We start from the raw sequence: 17,749 nt of genomic DNA, 5'->3' as shown, positions 1-17,749 counted from the left end.
AGACCGAGGCTGAGACGGCACCCTAGGAAAGCGAAGCCATTCAATACGAAGTATTGTATAAATAGAGAACAGCAGTAAGATATTTTCTAATTGAAAATTATCTTACTGCTGTTTTTTTAGGGATTTATGTCCCAGCCTGTTTTATTTTCGACTAGTTTGGAGAATTTATTGACATTCACATTATTTAAACGGCAACAAAGATTGTTTTATTTTGATAGGCATTATATGGTGTTAAAAAATTTGCATGAAAATTAAAAAATGCTTCGTTCAGGAAGGTGTCGTAATTTACCTATTTGCTGAATGAAGCATTTTATTTTTAAATATGATAGCCAATATAACAAGCTATAAATCCAATGATGAATTGTAAAAGTGAATAATTGAGAAAAAGGTTAATATCAAATTTTGGTGTCATCATTAATGTAAGTTCCTTGGCTAACGTTGAGAAAGTTGTTAAGCCACCTAAAAAACCGGTGACAAAGAACGCAGGGAACCATGAGATTGAAATTGATAGGCCTATAGTTAATCCAATTAAAAAACTACCAACTAGATTTACTATCAATGTTGCGATAGGTAACTTTGAAGTAAATTTATGATTAAAATAATCAGTAATGGCACTTCTAGCAATTGCGCCAAAACCGCCGCCAATCATGACTAAAATGATTGATATCATGATAAACCACCACCTAGTTTTATACCGACGTAACATAACAAAATACCAAAGACATAACTTGTTACAGCATATAGTAGTAAAGTTATAAATTGTTGATGATCAAACATATGTATTAATTCTAATTGAAATGTTGAAAAAGTCGTTAAAGCACCAAGAAAACCAGTCGTAATAGCTTTTTTTAGGGTCGGATGGTTTGAAAAAAATGCAATTGTTAAGGCTGTTAGCAATCCCATTACAAAGGCACCAGTCAAATTGGCTATCAGTGTTCCGATTGGAAAACCTCCGTCAGTATTCAGAAAAGAAATGAGGTAACGTAATAAAGCGCCTAAAGCACCACCGATAAAAATATATACATATTGCATTTGGTTCACCTCGAAAAGAAGTAGTTTGAATTTAAAAAAGAGGTTTTGGCAACACGACGACAAAAATTGTCGATGCATTATCAAACCTCATTATATGTTATATCTTGTTGTATAACTATAGCGATTAGATGCATAGTTATGATTTCGAAAATCTAATATTTTTTATACGCAACAACGTCATCAAATTGTTTTACTCATTATAGCATGATACATTGTATTGTTTTGTATTAACGCTACATTGACATTTTATCTTTTTTAAATAAAACCGAATGTACGAACAATTGAAAAGATATGTACTAAAATAACAATTAGAATAATCCAAGGCAAACTTTTACTCGCAATTCTAATCCAATCTGCATCAGGCTTTAGTGATTTAATTGAACGATCTGCAAAAATTATAGACAAAATTAGTACAATTGAGTTAATAACACTGCAGAAAAGTATTAATTTAATAAAAGAATTAAAAAATCCACTTAGGAAAACGTTATTTGTATTAAAGAAAAAGCTTAAAATAATCATTAAGCTAGATAAGTAAAAGTATTTTTTTGAACGAGACATGCTAGACCTCCTGGATGATTATCATTTACATATCGTATCATAAACAATCATAAAACAATAGTTTTATTAACTTGTAGACACAATGTTTGCTAAAGTCATTTTTAAAAAATATAGGCAAAAAATTAGCTATATATTATAAAAGCGTGATATAAATGTTTTATATAACAAAGAAATAAAAATCATTTTTTACAAATGGTTGTAAGAAAAAGACATGCAGATGTTGTTAAAATTTTAATAAGAATCAAGGAGGCTATATTATATGGCTAAACTAAATGTAGAAGTATTTGCGGACGGTGCAGATATTGAAGAAATGAAAGCAGCTTATAAAAACAAACAAGTGGATGGTTTTACAACAAATCCTAGTTTAATGGCGAAAGCGGGCGTAACAGATTACAAAGCTTTTGCTGAAGAAGCTGTGAAAGAAATTCCAGATGCTTCAATTTCATTTGAAGTATTTGCAGACGATTTAGAAACTATGGAAAAAGAAGCAGCAATTTTAAAACAATATGGCGAAAATGTATTTGTTAAAATTCCTATTGTAAATACAAAAGGTGAATCAACGATTCCTTTAATTAAAAAACTTTCAGCTGACAATGTGAGATTAAACGTTACGGCTGTTTACACAATTGAACAAGTTAAAGAAATAACTGAAGCAGTAACTGAAGGTGTGCCAACATATGTTTCAGTATTTGCAGGACGTATTGCAGATACAGGCGTAGATCCATTACCATTAATGAAAGAGGCTGTAAAAGTTACGCATAGTAAAGACGGCGTTAAATTATTATGGGCAAGTTGCCGCGAATTATTCAATGTGATTCAAGCTGATGAAATTGGTGCAGATATTATTACATGCCCTGCAGATGTTGTGAAAAAAGTGAATACAAACTTAGGTCGCGATATTAACGAATTATCAGTAGATACAGTTAAAGGCTTTGCGAAAGATATTCAATCTTCAGGTCTTTCTATTCTATAATTTATAAACATATTTAAACCCTCATAGGCATTGTGCTTATGGGGGTTTTTCCATCATAGTTATTAATGAAGAAGAAGTCAAAATTCAGCTAAGTAAAAGCCCGAGTTATAAAAAAGTCTAAATTGATTCAACAGGAGTAGAAAAGGAAATTAGTCTCGCATATTTTAGAAAATGAATAAAAACAATTACTATATGCAACTCAAGAATTAAATATTATTTAAGCCACATACTTATTAGAGTACAAAATATACAAGTTGTACTTATATCTAGGTATGTGACTTTTGATTTTAAGCGTAAAGCAAAAGTTTTTATGTTTGTATTAGTTCTAAATTATTTTGCACTTGATGACACGTATTTTTGAGTTTAAGTGGTGACTCAAGTTCAATAAAATAAATATCAGATAGATAATTTGAAAATAATATGAAAGGTTATCTCAAAATTATCCCCATATTATAAAGAGCAGAGCTAACAAGTTATTTAAGAAGTGCATGAATATTACCACTTCTAATCGTTTTGTTTTTATATAAATTAGACCAAAAATCAAACCAGAATATAAGTAAGGTAAATAACCAATCCAAGTGTCAGATTCGTGTAATGATGCAAAAACTAAACTAGACACAAGTAACCCTAAAAATAAGTGTTTTCTGAATATAACCCTTATTATCATACCGCGAAAAACAATTTCTTCCACAATAGCGGGGATGATGGTAACAGTGAAAATAGAAATATAGAATGGTGTATTTCGTATTTCTTGCTCTAATTGTAGTTCATTTGCCGGTACGTCATGAAAATATAAATAAAGATTATCTAACCCATAAATTAATAGTGCACCGCCTATAATATAAATAACTTGAGACAATGTTAATTTTTTAAAAGAGAATAAATTGATTTTGAATAGCCTCAATAGAATTAAACCTACTAATACAATTAGCATGCTATAAAGTAAATGTACTTCACTGACAACTATGCCGATAAATAAAATGATAGTAATAAAAAATGCTGCCATTAAAGTTAAAAAATAATTTCCTCGTGTAACCGATAAATCATCGTAAAAAAAGTCTTTGAATTTTTGCATGCTAAATCCTTTCTTTTCATTTTTTAAAATTATTTTGAATGCAATATGGTTAAGGCTAGATTCATTATATATGAAACATATATACGATTAAAATTTATCATTGTACCTACCTAAAAAGCATTAGTTTGAAAAATTAGCAGACTGTATTTTAGCGTCAAATCACCATAAATGAAATTGTAATATGGATTTTTGTAGATTTGATACATATATTTCTGTAAAATATATAAAATACACTTTCAATTGACGCTAATGTTTAAAATTACGTCAATATTATAAAGGAGAGAAATCCTTAATTATGAATAAAGCATCATTTGATAAAAAAGTTAAAAAGCAATTATGGTTTTTGAACAAGAAGGAGAAACAAGCATTAGATCAACGATTATCTTCTATATCTGATGATGACAGCGTTAACTTAAATAAGCCTGTTACCTTTGCTAATGCTTACTTAAGACAAAATGTATTTCGAAATAAAGAAACAAAAAGTTATAGTATGTTTGTTACATTAGTAGTGATGATGTTTGCTTATGTTGCTTTATTAGGCTTGTTTTTATTTGGGCTAATTACAAGTCTATCTGGCGTACAATTTTTCGTTAGTCCTAAGGTAGATTTATCAACAACTGTTGTTATTTTAACAATTATTGGAGCGATTTTATTAATGATTGTTAGCATATATTTTATAAAAATTGTGACATCATACTTTACTAAGAAACTTTTAGAAATTAAATTTAATTCGAAATAGTATTTTCAATGAAGTGCTTCAAAGCTAAACTTTCATGACATTTTTTTGAAACTAGAGAAAATGGCTCATCAACTTCTAGCTGAATGCCTTCTTGAAAATGTATTAATGTTGAATTCTCTATGGCAGTCATACCAACAATATAATGTGCATTGATATAAATTTGTATCGGTGCACGTTTATGTTTTAACGGAAAAAGTATAGTTTTTGGGTTGATGTAAATAGGAACCAGTTTATTAATATTTAGTATGTTTTTTGCAGTCTCAATTAGCACACTTTGTGATGATAAATGCAATTTCGCATAATATGAAACGAGTTTGTTAATTGGAACTTTAAGAATGTAATCGCAATGTAAAAAGACACAATTTGTTTCGAGATGGTTTGAAGTAGCAGTTTGGATATAAAGTAGATATTTAGTAGAATTGTCTTGCAAATATAGTACTCCTCGTATAATAAGTTGTTAATTTAATGGTTAAAATAAATTTATATGAAGATGTTAGGGTGTTTCAACATCACTAACACATCGACCGAAATTTCACAATAAACTAATTAAAATTATGTTGGCATTTACGCTTAACGGACATCTTAATTAATTTAATCGTTGAAAGCGATAATGACATGATTTCAGCAATTTCAAATTGCTTGTATCCTTCAAGGTATAGTTTGAGCCATAGTCTTTCTCTATGATTTAAAAGCTTGAAGATATCTTGTAAACGAAGGTCATGTTCATTAAAGTATGTTGGTTGTTCAGTTAATGTTGGTGAATTATTCTCACATAAAATGACATCTTTTAATTGATTTTGTTGTCTGAATAAATCGATAAGGTAATAATTTAATCGAGTGAATAAAAAAGAGGATAAAGATTGCTTGCTTGAGGGTTTATATATCTGACTCAATTGCCACATTTTTATCAAGAGTAGTTGATAATACTCATCATAATTATAGCTAATATTATATTTTTTTAAAAGATGGTGTATGATTTTGTGGTGTTTGTTGTATACGTCATTAAATTTCAAGTAGTCATTCTCCAAGTTATACGTATAACAAATATTTCCGGATAAAGTTAGAATAAAATATTTAGAAAAATCATTCATTTGCGTAATCGCTAAATTAAGTGTTAAATATAAGACATAAGTAATTAATTTAATGTGATATGATGTATTATTACTTTGCTAAATAGTAGATAGAACAAAATTTGTAATCGGGAGGTAACAATGGATTACGCACATTTAAATTTAGAACATTTTTTTGCACGAAACGACGATTTAGATGTTATAAGAGATCGCGCTGATTTCGTGATGATAAATAACTTCACTAATGAAATGATGTATCGTGATGGTCAAATTGAAGGCACGATTGATTTAAATCAGTACTATTATAAAAATAGATCAAATGCAGCAAGTTTTATTATGATGGATTATAAAAAAGAAACTAAGTAAACGAACAAAAGAATTTTTTGTTTTTTAATACGTGAATAATAAGATTATTGATATAAAGGTTTTCAAAGGTTATACAAAAAGATAAAACATTTATGATTCGTAGATCAACGTAAAGTAATGTTGATAAATGGTTTAAAACGTTTCATTTACATTACTGTTTATTTATGAATATGTAACAATGCATAGATAAAATTGTTAAACGGTTTTAATAATGTTAAACTTTATTATCGTAGTCAAACTGAATGTATAACAACAATGACCTAAGAGGTGTGGATATGAATAAACACAAGAAAGGTTCTATTTTTGGAATAATAGGACTTGTTGTCATATTTGCTGTTGTCTCATTTTTATTTTTCTCAATGATATCCGATCAGATATTTTTCAAACATGTTAAATCCGACATTAAGATTGAAAAGTTAAATGTTACATTAAACGATGCAGCAAAGAAACAAATAAATAATTATACGAGTCAACAGGTATCAAATAAAAAGAATGATGCATGGAGAGATGCATCTGCAACTGAAATTAAAAGTGCAATGGATAGCGGTACTTTTATCGATAATGAAAAGCAAAAATATCAATTTTTAGATTTATCAAAGTATCAAGGGATTGATAAAAATAGAATTAAACGTATGTTAGTAGATAGACCAACGTTATTGAAACATACGGATGATTTCTTAAAAGCTGCTAAAGATAAGCACGTTAACGAAGTTTATTTAATTTCACATGCATTATTAGAAACTGGCGCAGTTAAAAGTGAATTAGCTAATGGAGTCGAAATTGATGGCAAAAAATACTACAATTTCTATGGAGTAGGAGCCCTTGATAAAGACCCAATTAAAACAGGTGCAGAATATGCTAAAAAGCATGGTTGGGATACACCTGAAAAAGCTATTTCAGGCGGTGCTGATTTCATTCATAAGCACTTCTTATCAAGCACAGATCAAAATACATTGTATAGTATGAGATGGAATCCAAAAAATCCAGGAGAACATCAATATGCTACTGATATTAAGTGGGCAGAAAGTAATGCAACAATTATCGCTGACTTTTATAAGAATATGAAGACTGAAGGAAAATACTTCAAATACTTTGTGTATAAAGATGACAGTAAACATTTGAATAAGTAATTTGATAGAGTTAAGTTATGATATAACTTGCTCAAGTATAAAAAGACGCTTTCTATCGCAATAAATAGAAAGCGTCTTTTTATTTCTTAAAATATGATAAGTGTTAGATACAACCCTATGAGGGTTATAAATAGTACTGGAATTGTAATGATGATACCAGTTTTAAAGTATGTGCCCCAAGAAATCTTAACATCTTTTTGTGTTAAGACGTGTAACCACAGTAATGTAGCTAAAGAGCCTATCGGTGTAATTTTTGGACCTAAATCAGAACCGATAACATTCGCATAAATTAGGCCTTCTTTTAACATGCCATGGACATTTGATTGACCAATAGCAATCGCATCTATTAAAACTGTAGGCATATTATTCATTATTGATGATAAAAACGCTGAAATGAAGCCCATTCCCAAAATGGTGCTAAATAGACCGTAATTGGAAATATATTCTAATATTTTAGCCAATATTAAAGTAATGCCAGCATTTCTTAAGCCGAATACGACGATATACATACCAATTGAAAATAATACTATATTCCAAGGTGCGCCCTTAATGACTTGCTTAATATTTACAGCATTTGATTTACGAGCCAACATTAGAAAAATAAAAGCAATGATTCCAGTGAAAATTGATACCGGAATTTTAGTAAATTCACTGATTAGATAGCCGAAAAGTAATATAACTAGAACAATCCATGAAATTTTAAATAGCTTTAAATCATTAATGGCATCTTTAGGATGCTTTATATTATTATCATCAAACGTTTTAGGTATCGCCTTTCTAAAATATAACCACAATACTATAATACTTGCTAAAAGCGAGAATAAATTAGGTATAATCATTCTACTAAAATATCGAACGAATCCTACATGAAAATAATCAGCAGATATAATATTCACTAGATTGCTCACGATCAAAGGTAAAGAAGTTGTGTCAGCTATAAAACCACTCGCAATAATAAAAGGGAATATGGCCCGCTTACTAAAACCTATATTTTTAACCATCGCTAATACAATAGGCGTTAAGATTAACGCTGCGCCATCATTTGCGAAAAATGCAGCAACAATGGCACCCAATAATATGATATAAACGAACATTTTTAAACCATTTCCTTTTGAAGCATGAAGCATGTGAATAGCTGACCATTCGAATAATCCAACTTTATCTAATATTAATGAAATAAGAATGACTGAGACAAAAGTCAAAGTAGCATTCCAAACAATACCTGTTACTTCGAAAACATCGGAAAAACTTACAACACCAGTAATAACAGCAATAAAGGCACCAGTTAATGCGGTAATGCCAATATCTAGGCCTTTAGGTTGCCATAATACAAATAATAAAGTTACTAGAAAAATGAGTGTCGCTAAAGTTGTCATCATTAGCATTCACCAGTCTTAAGGTTATGACAAAAACATCGTTGGTTAGAGGTATGAACCTTAGACAAGTTATTAATTACGGACTCAAAAATATTATGATTAAGCTGGTATAAATGTTTATTTCCGATTTTTCGTGTCGTAACTAAGTTGGTTTTTACTAATGCTTTCAAATGATAGCTAAGTGTGGGTTGAGAGAATTGAAAATGTGCTAACAAATCACAAGCGCATAACTCTCCACAAGAAAGTAAATCTAGTATTTCTAATCTGCTTGAATCTGATAAAACTTTTAAAAATGTTGCTAGTTCTTTATACGTCATAACATACCTCCTAGACGTTAAATAGATTATCATCTATATAGATGAATGTCTATGTTCCTTTGGTATATTACACGATATGACTATGTAATTTGAATTTGGTTTTAGTATTAAAAGGGTATTAAAGATAAATTATAGATATTGATTTTGCAAAATATACTCTTTGTTTTGCATTGAAAAAGGTGATTAGCCATATCTTGAGTGTATGGCCAATCACCTTAGTTGAATTTATTTTGTAATCAAGGGTATTGATTAAGAAGCTTTGTTTTTACGACTAAAAATCATAAATAGAATTACTAATGAGATTAATATCTTTGCTATAAATTTCAATTTAATTCACCTCGTTAAAAATATTTTAACACAAACACTAAGGTTGATATTAAATGAAAAGTTTTAAATGGTTTAATGGTTGTGAAAGTGAAATAATAGCTTACCTTAATAAATTTTATTGGAAATACCAAATTGCTATAATTATAGGTAATAGTTTAAATATAATATTTTGAATTACAAAAGGATGGATGATATATGCGTGTAGCAATAATAGGCATGGGAACTGCTGGTGTAAGTGTATTGAGAGAGTTAGTTAAGCACCCGAAGTTTAATCAATTAGATATAGATTTATACGATGATAAAGTAAATATGGGACAGGGCGTACCATTTCAAAATGATAGTTCTGAGCTGCTAATTAATATGCCTTCGAAAAAGATGAGTTTAAATTTAGATGATGAGACTGAATTTTGGAAGTGGTATAAACAACAAACTGATTTTAATTTTGATGAACCTGCATATTTACCGAGATTTGTATTCGGACATTATATGAAATCTTATTTATCTATGTTCACGAAAAAATATCCAAATATATCAACTAATTATAATAAAGTTCAAGAGATTTATACAAATTCTAATATCGATGAAACGAATTTAACTTATTACATATGTACTACAAATTCAGAACAATCATGGCAAGCGTACGATTATGTATTTTTAACATGTGGTACATTTGCCTACCATGATCCATATAACTTAAAGGGTAAAAAAGGATATATCGCTACGCCTTATCCAACATATAATACGTTAGACGAAGTAAATGAACTGGACGATATTGCGATTATTGGTACAGGCCTTGCCAGTTTAGATGTTGTCCGTTATGTTGCTGCTCATCATCCGAAATTACCAATTACTATGACGAGTCGTTCTGCTCATTTACCAAGTGTAAGAGGTACAATGATAGACGTGACATTCAAGTACTTAACTAAAGACAAATTAAATGACATTAAAAAACATCATTTCGGCAATGCACCGCTTGATACTATAGTTTCTTTATTTTTAAAAGAATGTGCTGAATATGACATTGATTTTAAAAAATTAGTACATAGACGTACAGGAAATCATATTGCAGATTTGAAGTATGATTTAGCGCGTCCAACAGAAATGGGCATTTTCCAAAGTATGATTGAACATTTGAAAGAGAATTTAAATTGGATATGGAATAGCTTAAGTATTGAAGATCAACATCAATTTAATCAAAAATACTCAAAGATGATTCAATTAAATTCAAATCCAATGCCTCCAAGAACTGCTGAACTAATTATTGAATTAATAGAAAATAAGTCTTTAATTTTGAAAAAAGATTTAGAAGATGTGAAACATGATGGCAAGTTGTATTATTTTTCATACAAAAACCAAGAATCAGTAGACATGTATAATGTTGTCATTAACGCGACAGGTGCAAAAAGTCATTTAAATGAATTGGATCAAGATGATCAATTAATTAAAAATCTTGAAAATAGACAAATTGTACAAGCACATCCAATGGGAGGCATACAAATCATACCGGAAACCAATCAAGTTATTAGTCCAAGGTTTGGAACATTAACAAATATGATTGCGATAGGTCAAATGACAAACGGTGTTAATAAACTACGAAATGGTGTGAAAATGATAGTAGAACAAGTTGCGCATACAGTATCTCAATTATATGATGCTTTAGAATCGAATGAGCAACAACAGCGCAGTTACAATCAATAATTTGTAACTAGAAGATAATAAAGAGAACGCTCTATAGAGACGAATTGAAGGTTTGATTTTAATGTCTGTTAGTAAGAATCATATCAATGAGATGCCTATAGTACTCAGATTATATTAAATTAAAACCGTCATTAATTGTTTTTTCAGAAAACATATAGTATCATTTTAAATGTAGTTGACATACTACGTACTCAAATAATCTATAACAATTTCATATATAATTCTTTCGGGGCAGGGTGAAATTCCCAACCGGCAGTAAATAAAGCCTGCGACCTGCTAATATGTTTCATATTAGTGGCTGATCTAGTGAGATTCTAGAGCCGACAGTTAAAGTCTGGATGGGAGAAAGAATGTTAATTATCGACAAAGATAATGTAGCGTATTTGTAAAAATGTGTACAAATAGGCTTATTTAACGATAAATTTTTCTCCTTGCATCTTAATTCATGATGTGAGGATTTTTGTTTATAGAGGTGATCATTTGAGTCAATTTATGGATTATGCGATTCAACTTGCAAATATGGTACAAGGTCAAACAGGTGTTAATCCACCCGTTGGCGCTGTTGTAGTTAATGAAGGTAGGATTGTTGGTATTGGTGCACACTTGAGAAAAGGTGACAAGCATGCGGAGGTTCAAGCACTTGATATGGCACAACAAAATGCTGAAGGTGCGACGATTTATATTACGTTAGAGCCATGTAGTCATTTTGGTTCAACACCACCCTGTGTTAACAAAATTATTGATTGTAAGATAGCAAAAGTAGTATACGCAACAAAAGACAATTCGTTAGACACACATGGTGATGAGACGTTACGGGCTCACGGTATTGAGGTTGAATGCGTTGATGATGAACGGGCATCACAATTATACCAAGACTTTTTTAAAGCAAAAGCAAAGCAACTGCCACAAATTACAGTGAAAGTATCTGCAAGTTTAGATGGTAAACAAGCGAATGATAATGGACAAAGTCAATGGATTACTAACAAAGAGGTTAAACAAGATGTCTATAAGTTAAGACATCGACACGACGCAGTGTTAACTGGAAGACGTACAGTTGAATTAGATGATCCACAATATACTACACGTATTCAAGATGGAAAAAACCCTATAAAAGTAATATTGTCTAAGTCTGGGAATATTCATTTTAATCAGCAAATTTATCAAGATGAATCAACACCAATTTGGATATATACTGAAAATCCAAATTTAACAAGCAATCAAACACATATTGAAATTATTTACTTGAAGTCTTGTGATTTAACAACAATTCTTCACAATTTATATAAAAGAGGAGTTGGAACTTTGCTAGTCGAGGCAGGTCCAACCACTACTTCAGAATTTCTCCAATCTAATTATATAGATGAATTTATTCTCTATTATGCCCCGAAATTAATTGGCGGATCTGGAAATTATCAATTTTATCAAACAAATGATGTGATTGAGATACCAGATGCGAACCAATTTGAAATTGTTCATTCCGAGTTATTAAATCAAAATGTTAAATTAACTTTACGAAAGAAGTGATGATGCATGTTTACTGGCATCGTTGAAGAAATAGGTGTCGTTAAAAGTGTTCAAATTCGTCAATCAGTCAGGACGATTGAAATCGAAGCACATAAGATTACGGCAGATATGCATATTGGTGATTCCATCAGTGTTAATGGTGCATGTTTAACAGTGATTGATTTTGATCAGACATCTTTTACTGTTCAAGTAATTAAAAGCACTGAAAATAAAACCTATTTAGCAGATGTTAAGCGACAATCAGAAGTAAATTTAGAGCGTGCCATGAGTGGTAACGGTAGGTTTGGTGGACATTTTGTCCTCGGTCATGTAGATGAACTAGGAACAGTTTCAAAAATAAATGAAACAGCCAATGCCAAAATTATTACGATTCAATGTAGCCAACATATTAATAATCAGTTAGTTAAGCAAGGGTCTATTACTGTGGATGGTGTAAGTCTAACGGTATTTGATAAGCATGATAACAGTTTTGACATTCATCTTATTCCAGAAACGAGGCGTTCAACGATTTTATCATCCAAAAAATTAGGAGATAAAGTACATTTAGAAACAGACGTTTTGTTTAAATATGTTGAAAATATTTTAAATAAAGATAAAGACCAATTATCTGTAGATAAATTAAGAGCATTTGGTTTTTAGGAGGGGTAGCATGCAATTCGATAATATTGACAGTGCTTTAATGGCTTTAAAAAATGGAGAAACAATTATTGTAGTAGATGATGAGAATCGTGAAAATGAAGGTGATTTAGTAGCGGTTACTGAATGGATGAACGATAATACCATTAATTTTATGGCGAAAGAAGCAAGGGGATTAATATGCGCACCAGTGTCTAAAGATATTGCACAACGTTTGGATTTGGTACAAATGGTTGATGATAACTCCGACATCTTTGGTACGCAATTTACAGTGAGTATTGATCATGTAGATACAACAACAGGAATTAGTGCTTATGAACGTACATTGACTGCCAAAAAGCTCATTGATCCTAGTAGTGAAGCTAAAGATTTTAATCGTCCTGGTCATTTATTTCCATTAGTAGCACAAGATAAAGGCGTATTAGCTAGAAATGGACACACAGAAGCGGCTGTTGATTTAGCTAAACTTACTGGTGCCAAGCCCGCTGGTGTCATTTGTGAGATTATGAATGATGACGGCACGATGGCGAAAGGACAAGATTTACAAAATTTTAAAGAAAAACATCAATTAAAGATGATTACGATTGATGATTTAATTGAATATCGTAAAAAATTAGAACCAGAAATTGAATTTAAGGCAAAAGTGAAAATGCCTACAGATTTCGGAACATTTGATATGTATGGTTTTAAAGCGACATACACAGATGAAGAGATAGTTGTACTGACAAAAGGTGCAATTCGACAACATGAAAATGTACGCTTACATTCTGCGTGCCTTACAGGCGATATTTTCCATAGTCAACGTTGTGATTGTGGTGCTCAACTTGAATCGTCTATGAAGTATATCAATGAACATGGTGGCATGATTATTTATCTACCTCAAGAAGGTCGTGGCATAGGATTGTTAAACAAATTACGCGCATATGAATTAATTGAGCAAGGATATGATACAGTAACTGCAAATTTAGCATTAGGTTTTGATGAAGATTTACGAGATTATCATATTGCTGCACAGATTTTAAAATATTTTAACATCGAACATATCAATTTATTAAGTAATAATCCAAGTAAATTTGAGGGATTAAAACAATATGGCATTGATATTGCAGAAAGAATTGAAGTTATCGTACCAGAAACGGTACATAATCATGATTATATGGTAACGAAAAAAATAAAAATGGGTCATTTAATATAGGAGGACTTTAACATGAATTTTGAAGGTAAATTAATTGGAAAAGATTTGAAAGTTGCAATCGTAGTTAGTCGATTTAATGATTTTATCACTGGAAGATTACTTGAAGGTGCAAAAGATACTTTGATTCGACATGATGTTAATGAAGACAATATTGATGTAGCATTTGTTCCTGGTGCGTTTGAAATTCCTTTAGTAGCTAAAAAATTAGCCTCATCAGGAAATTATGATGCAATAATTACATTAGGATGCGTAATTCGCGGTGCTACGTCTCATTATGATTATGTTTGTAATGAAGTCGCGAAAGGTGTTTCTAAAGTAAATGATCAAACTAATGTACCAGTCATATTTGGTATTTTAACGACTGAAAGTATTGAACAAGCTGTGGAAAGAGCAGGTACGAAAGCTGGTAATAAAGGTGCCGAAGCAGCAGTAAGTGCAATTGAAATGGCTAATTTATTAAAATCTATAAAAGCATAGAGCGCTGTTGTGAGTTCATAATCAAAGATTTATAAATGTTTCAGAACTGCCAATATAACATTTAGGAGCCTAGAACATTGATTATTGTTCCAGACTCCTAAATTATTGTTTATGCCATGCTCTATTTACGGCATAATTTTTTAATTGTACTTAAACCTAACATAACTGTAGCTCCTAAAGCTGCAATTATGCCAACACGTTTTAAGCCAGCAGGTTTCACAAATTCTTTTACAGCAAGAGATAGGTTTTGTGGGCGTTCTGCTAATCTTCTCATAAAATACGCAAACCAATCATCGCCATAAGGTACATAAATAGTGAAATTATAGCCTTCATTTGCGATTTCTTCTGCTAACTCTGATCTAAAACCATAGAGCATTTGGAATTCCATACGATCTTTTTCAATGTGATTTTCTTTCATAAATTGTTTTACATGATTAATGATGCGATGGTCATGTGTTGCAATTGAAGTGAAATTGCGTGCGTTTAACAAACGTTGTTCAATTATTTTGATGTAATTTGCATCTACGTCTTCCTTAGATTGAAATGCAATTGATTCGTTTTCTTTATATGCACCTTTAACCAAACGTAATCGTAAATCTTGGTACTTATCAACTAATTTGTGGCTATCGTATAAATATGCTTGAATTACAGTACCAACATTTCTAAATTCGCCTTTTAAGCGATCTAAAACTTGAACAATTTGTTGCAGGCTAGCATATTTTTCAGTATCAATATTTATATGCATATTGTTGTAAGTATTTGCTTTAAGTAAAATTTCTCTTAAATTTTGGTAAGCTAATTCTAAGTCGAATTCTGCACCTAACTGACTCAATTTAACAGACATATGTGCCTTTACGCCATGTTGATGAAGCGCGTCCATAATTGTTAAAATTTGTTCTTTAGCATGATTACTTTCTTCAACTGTACCGACAAATTCCCCTAAATTGTCTACCGTAACAGCGATATTCTTGTCATTTAAGTATTCGATTGTATTAATTAACTCTGGAATTGTATTTCCGGCAACGACTTTATTGGCGCCCAAACGTGGGCCCACTTTTTTTGCTGCGTTGTTTAAAAAACTATTATTAGATAATCCGATAAAAAAATTCTTTAATAGTGCCATTGCTACTCCTCCAAACCCTTGTGTTTACAATAAGTTTAGCATGAAAAAAATATTCGAGAAAGCGTTTTCATAAAAAACAATCAAAAATAATTATGTATAATTACACTATTATTGATGTTGATTTCATTTATATATAATAATATGGACAACAATAATACTATAAATAGAAATCTACATAGTGAATTTGCTATAATTATGTTATTGAAGATTAATGAAAAAGGGGCAGTATAATAATGTGGAAGTGGGAAGCTGAAAATGATGCGAAAGGCGTCGTTGTTATTGCTCATAATATATTAGAACATACGGGAAGATATGCATATGTTATTACGATGTTAAGAAGAAATGGCTATCATGTGATTATGGGAGATTTGCCTGGTCAAGGTCAAACTTCAAGAGCTAATAAAGGACAAATTGAAAACTTTCAAACGTATCACGAAAGTTTGCTAGATTGGTTAAAGATAGCTAATGAATATAAAATTCCTACTTATGTATTAGGGGTAGGACTTGGCGGTTTGATTTTATTAAATTTACTTGAAAAAGTAGAATTGCCAATCGAGGGGATGATGTTAATTTCTCCTATGCTAGAACTTCAAAAGAATGGAAAAAATCGTAAAGATAAACTTGTTTCAAATATAGGTAAAATTTCAAAAGACACACGTTTTAATGTTGGTGTAGAACCAAAAGATTTAACACGTAATTTAGAAATTGTTGAAGAAACAGTTAACGATGGTTTAATGTTAAAAAAAGCAACGTATCATTGGTATAATACAATTAATGAGACGATGAAAGATACGATGGCTCATATTCATGACATTCAACCAATGCCAACGCTATTAATGTATGGAACGAAGGATTTAATTGTTGATACTAGGGCAATTGATGAGTTTAAAGAAAAATATCAAACACCTGAATTATATTTTAAAGCTTGGCAAGGTTTTTACCACGAGGTTCACAATGAGCCAGAACGTGATGAAGTAATGCGTTATATTCTGACTTTCTTAAATAACAGCGTCAATACAATGGGCTTTATTGTTGAAGATGACGAAATTGTAGAAATTTAATATTCTAAAAAGATGAGACAGTAGATGCTCATCTTTTTTTTTACTTTTTTAAGGTTGAGAATGTATATCACATTTTATACACATTTGATTTGTAAGAAATGTTTTGATTTATACAAATCATATCTTGAAAAATAACCAATTTAGCCTCATTCGGTTTGATTTAATTTGTTAAATTTAAGGCTAACTAATTAATTTAGTTTAATCAATTTTCATGAGAGTTATATGTAATAAAAATTCAATGCGTATCTTTTTTGAAGAAATATATGTAGAATTGTTGCAATTTAATGGTAATATTGATATATTTTCTTTGTATATAAATTATAAAATTAATATGTAATAGAGTGATTTGTTTTATGTACTATTATCTTATTTCTAAATATTAACTCTATTGATTATTGGTTTTTATACTTATTTAATTTTATTCAACTTTGACAATTGAATAGAAAGCAAGTTTATTTACACTTGTAGTTTTATGCATAAGTTAGCACATACAAGTTTTGGGATTGTTGGGATGTTTGTTAATACTTGTATGGTAGCTAAATATGTGATTATTAATTGGGAGATGTTTAGCATGAAAAAAGTAAATAACGACACTGTATTTGGGATTTTGCAATTAGAAACACTTTTGGGTGACATTAACTCAATTTTCAGCGAGATTGAAAGCGAATACAAAATGTCTAGAGAAGAAATTTTAATTTTACTAACTTTATGGCAAAAAGGTTCTATGACGCTTAAAGAAATGGACAGATTTGTTGAAGTTAAACCGTATAAGCGTACGAGAACGTATAATAATTTAGTTGAATTAGAATGGATTTACAAAGAGCGTCCTGTTGACGATGAAAGAACAGTTATTATTCATTTCAATGAAAAGTTACAACAAGAGAAAGTAGAGTTGTTGAATTTCATCAGTGATGCCATTGCAAGTAGAGCAACAGCAATGCAAAATAGTTTAAACGCAATTATTGCTGTGTAAGTTTAATAGCATAAAAAGAGGTTTTCATTAAGTTGAAAACCTCTTTTTGTTGTTGTTGGTATTAATTTTTCAAATGTTGACTACTCAATCCTAAATTAT

At 30.5% G+C, this 17,749-nt stretch carries 21 protein-coding genes and 1 riboswitch; of the genes, 12 read left to right on the top strand and 9 right to left on the bottom strand.

The genetic code is table 11. The annotated features are described in order from the left end of the window. Positions 1 to 316: 316 nt before the first annotated feature. The 3 genes from NSS86_RS07565 to NSS86_RS07555 all read right to left on the bottom strand — a co-directional run bounded on the left by NSS86_RS07565 (position 317) and on the right by NSS86_RS07555 (position 1,590). A complete protein-coding gene (locus NSS86_RS07565) occupies positions 317 to 670 on the bottom strand; it encodes a CrcB family protein (protein ID WP_000623470.1) in 354 nt (117 codons plus the stop codon). Further along, a complete protein-coding gene (gene crcB, locus NSS86_RS07560; protein ID WP_001200542.1) occupies positions 667 to 1,032 on the bottom strand; it encodes a fluoride efflux transporter CrcB in 366 nt (121 codons plus the stop codon). The genes NSS86_RS07565 and crcB overlap by 4 nt, the downstream gene beginning before the upstream one ends. Positions 1,033 to 1,287: 255 nt before the next feature. Further along, on the bottom strand, positions 1,288 to 1,590 hold the full coding sequence (locus tag NSS86_RS07555) for a hypothetical protein (protein ID WP_000091442.1): 303 nt from the start codon (positions 1,588 to 1,590) through the stop codon (positions 1,288 to 1,290). Positions 1,591 to 1,849: 259 nt separating this feature from the next. On the opposite strand from NSS86_RS07555, the gene NSS86_RS07550 reads away from it, so the two are divergent. Further along, positions 1,850 to 2,563: a transaldolase gene (locus NSS86_RS07550; RefSeq protein ID WP_001096494.1), complete on the top strand. Its 714-nt coding sequence runs from the start codon at positions 1,850 to 1,852 to the stop codon at positions 2,561 to 2,563. Between the two features lie 439 nt (positions 2,564 to 3,002). On the opposite strand, the gene sdpA is transcribed toward NSS86_RS07550, so the two are convergent. Continuing rightward, positions 3,003 to 3,638, bottom strand: a complete 636-nt coding sequence (gene sdpA / locus NSS86_RS07545) for a CPBP family intramembrane glutamic endopeptidase SdpA (protein ID WP_001168903.1) — start codon at positions 3,636 to 3,638, stop codon at positions 3,003 to 3,005. 295 nt (positions 3,639 to 3,933) lie between these two features. Between sdpA and NSS86_RS07540 the strand changes: the two genes are divergently transcribed. Next, positions 3,934 to 4,377: a hypothetical protein gene (locus tag NSS86_RS07540; protein WP_001030469.1), complete on the top strand. Its 444-nt coding sequence runs from the start codon at positions 3,934 to 3,936 to the stop codon at positions 4,375 to 4,377. Here NSS86_RS07540 and NSS86_RS07535 read toward each other — a convergent pair. Further along, complete coding sequence (locus NSS86_RS07535; RefSeq protein ID WP_001153742.1) at positions 4,364 to 4,807, bottom strand: competence protein ComK; 444 nt, start codon at positions 4,805 to 4,807, stop codon at positions 4,364 to 4,366. The genes NSS86_RS07540 and NSS86_RS07535 overlap by 14 nt on opposite strands. A 112-nt stretch (positions 4,808 to 4,919) precedes the next feature. Further along, positions 4,920 to 5,390 carry an RNA polymerase sigma factor SigS gene (gene sigS / locus NSS86_RS07530; protein ID WP_000671057.1) on the bottom strand — a complete coding sequence of 157 codons (471 nt, stop codon included), beginning with the start codon at positions 5,388 to 5,390 and terminating at the stop codon, positions 4,920 to 4,922. 198 nt (positions 5,391 to 5,588) lie between these two features. On the opposite strand from sigS, the gene NSS86_RS07525 reads away from it, so the two are divergent. Both NSS86_RS07525 and NSS86_RS07520 read left to right on the top strand, forming a co-directional pair. Then, positions 5,589 to 5,813 carry a hypothetical protein gene (locus NSS86_RS07525; protein WP_000384171.1) on the top strand — a complete coding sequence of 75 codons (225 nt, stop codon included), beginning with the start codon at positions 5,589 to 5,591 and terminating at the stop codon, positions 5,811 to 5,813. Positions 5,814 to 6,088: 275 nt separating this feature from the next. Continuing rightward, positions 6,089 to 6,943 carry an N-acetylglucosaminidase gene (locus NSS86_RS07520; RefSeq protein WP_001032833.1) on the top strand — a complete coding sequence of 285 codons (855 nt, stop codon included), beginning with the start codon at positions 6,089 to 6,091 and terminating at the stop codon, positions 6,941 to 6,943. 86 nt (positions 6,944 to 7,029) lie between these two features. Here the strand turns inward: NSS86_RS07520 and arsB are convergent, their stop codons facing one another. Then, on the bottom strand, positions 7,030 to 8,322 hold the full coding sequence (arsB, locus tag NSS86_RS07515) for an arsenite efflux transporter membrane subunit ArsB (RefSeq protein ID WP_000989121.1): 1,293 nt from the start codon (positions 8,320 to 8,322) through the stop codon (positions 7,030 to 7,032). Continuing rightward, positions 8,322 to 8,636, bottom strand: a complete 315-nt coding sequence (locus tag NSS86_RS07510; RefSeq protein ID WP_000221177.1) for a metalloregulator ArsR/SmtB family transcription factor — start codon at positions 8,634 to 8,636, stop codon at positions 8,322 to 8,324. Before NSS86_RS07510 ends, arsB begins: the two co-directional genes overlap by 1 nt. 522 nt (positions 8,637 to 9,158) lie before the next feature. Here NSS86_RS07510 and NSS86_RS07505 point away from each other — a divergent pair. The 5 genes from NSS86_RS07505 (at position 9,159) to ribE (ending at position 14,493) form a co-directional block, all read left to right on the top strand. Continuing rightward, a complete protein-coding gene (locus tag NSS86_RS07505) occupies positions 9,159 to 10,661 on the top strand; it encodes an FAD/NAD(P)-binding protein (RefSeq protein WP_001261668.1) in 1,503 nt (500 codons plus the stop codon). Between the two features lie 218 nt (positions 10,662 to 10,879). Continuing rightward, a riboswitch (FMN riboswitch) is annotated at positions 10,880 to 11,015 on the top strand. Positions 11,016 to 11,141: 126 nt separating this feature from the next. Beyond that, positions 11,142 to 12,185 (top strand): bifunctional diaminohydroxyphosphoribosylaminopyrimidine deaminase/5-amino-6-(5-phosphoribosylamino)uracil reductase RibD, encoded by a 1,044-nt coding sequence (ribD, locus tag NSS86_RS07500; RefSeq protein WP_000077358.1) that lies wholly within the window; start codon positions 11,142 to 11,144, stop codon positions 12,183 to 12,185. A 6-nt stretch (positions 12,186 to 12,191) separates the two neighbouring features. Next, a complete protein-coding gene (locus tag NSS86_RS07495) occupies positions 12,192 to 12,824 on the top strand; it encodes a riboflavin synthase (RefSeq protein WP_000493887.1) in 633 nt (210 codons plus the stop codon). A gap of 10 nt (positions 12,825 to 12,834) precedes the next feature. Next, positions 12,835 to 14,016, top strand: a complete 1,182-nt coding sequence (gene ribB / locus NSS86_RS07490; RefSeq protein ID WP_001159037.1) for a 3,4-dihydroxy-2-butanone-4-phosphate synthase — start codon at positions 12,835 to 12,837, stop codon at positions 14,014 to 14,016. A 12-nt stretch (positions 14,017 to 14,028) separates the two neighbouring features. Beyond that, positions 14,029 to 14,493: a 6,7-dimethyl-8-ribityllumazine synthase gene (ribE, locus tag NSS86_RS07485; RefSeq protein ID WP_001008549.1), complete on the top strand. Its 465-nt coding sequence runs from the start codon at positions 14,029 to 14,031 to the stop codon at positions 14,491 to 14,493. Between the two features lie 121 nt (positions 14,494 to 14,614). Here ribE and NSS86_RS07480 read toward each other — a convergent pair whose 3' ends face one another. Next, positions 14,615 to 15,616 carry a proline dehydrogenase gene (locus tag NSS86_RS07480; RefSeq protein ID WP_001196362.1) on the bottom strand — a complete coding sequence of 334 codons (1,002 nt, stop codon included), beginning with the start codon at positions 15,614 to 15,616 and terminating at the stop codon, positions 14,615 to 14,617. Between the two features lie 111 nt (positions 15,617 to 15,727). On the opposite strand from NSS86_RS07480, the gene NSS86_RS07475 reads away from it, so the two are divergent. The 3 genes from NSS86_RS07475 (at position 15,728) to NSS86_RS07465 (ending at position 17,650) form a co-directional block, all read left to right on the top strand. Then, positions 15,728 to 15,847, top strand: a complete 120-nt coding sequence (locus tag NSS86_RS07475; protein WP_001790712.1) for a hypothetical protein — start codon at positions 15,728 to 15,730, stop codon at positions 15,845 to 15,847. 2 nt (positions 15,848 to 15,849) lie between these two features. Continuing rightward, entirely contained in the window at positions 15,850 to 16,677 is an 828-nt protein-coding gene (locus tag NSS86_RS07470; protein ID WP_000266096.1) for an alpha/beta hydrolase, read from the top strand. A 571-nt stretch (positions 16,678 to 17,248) separates the two neighbouring features. Continuing rightward, a complete protein-coding gene (locus tag NSS86_RS07465) occupies positions 17,249 to 17,650 on the top strand; it encodes a MarR family transcriptional regulator (protein WP_000757543.1) in 402 nt (133 codons plus the stop codon). Positions 17,651 to 17,749 lie beyond the last annotated feature (99 nt).

This window comes from Staphylococcus sp. FSL W8-0056 (assembly GCF_037963075.1).
GTDB lineage: Bacteria > Bacillota > Bacilli > Staphylococcales > Staphylococcaceae > Staphylococcus > Staphylococcus aureus.
This window is presented reverse-complemented; position numbering and strand designations above follow the sequence as displayed.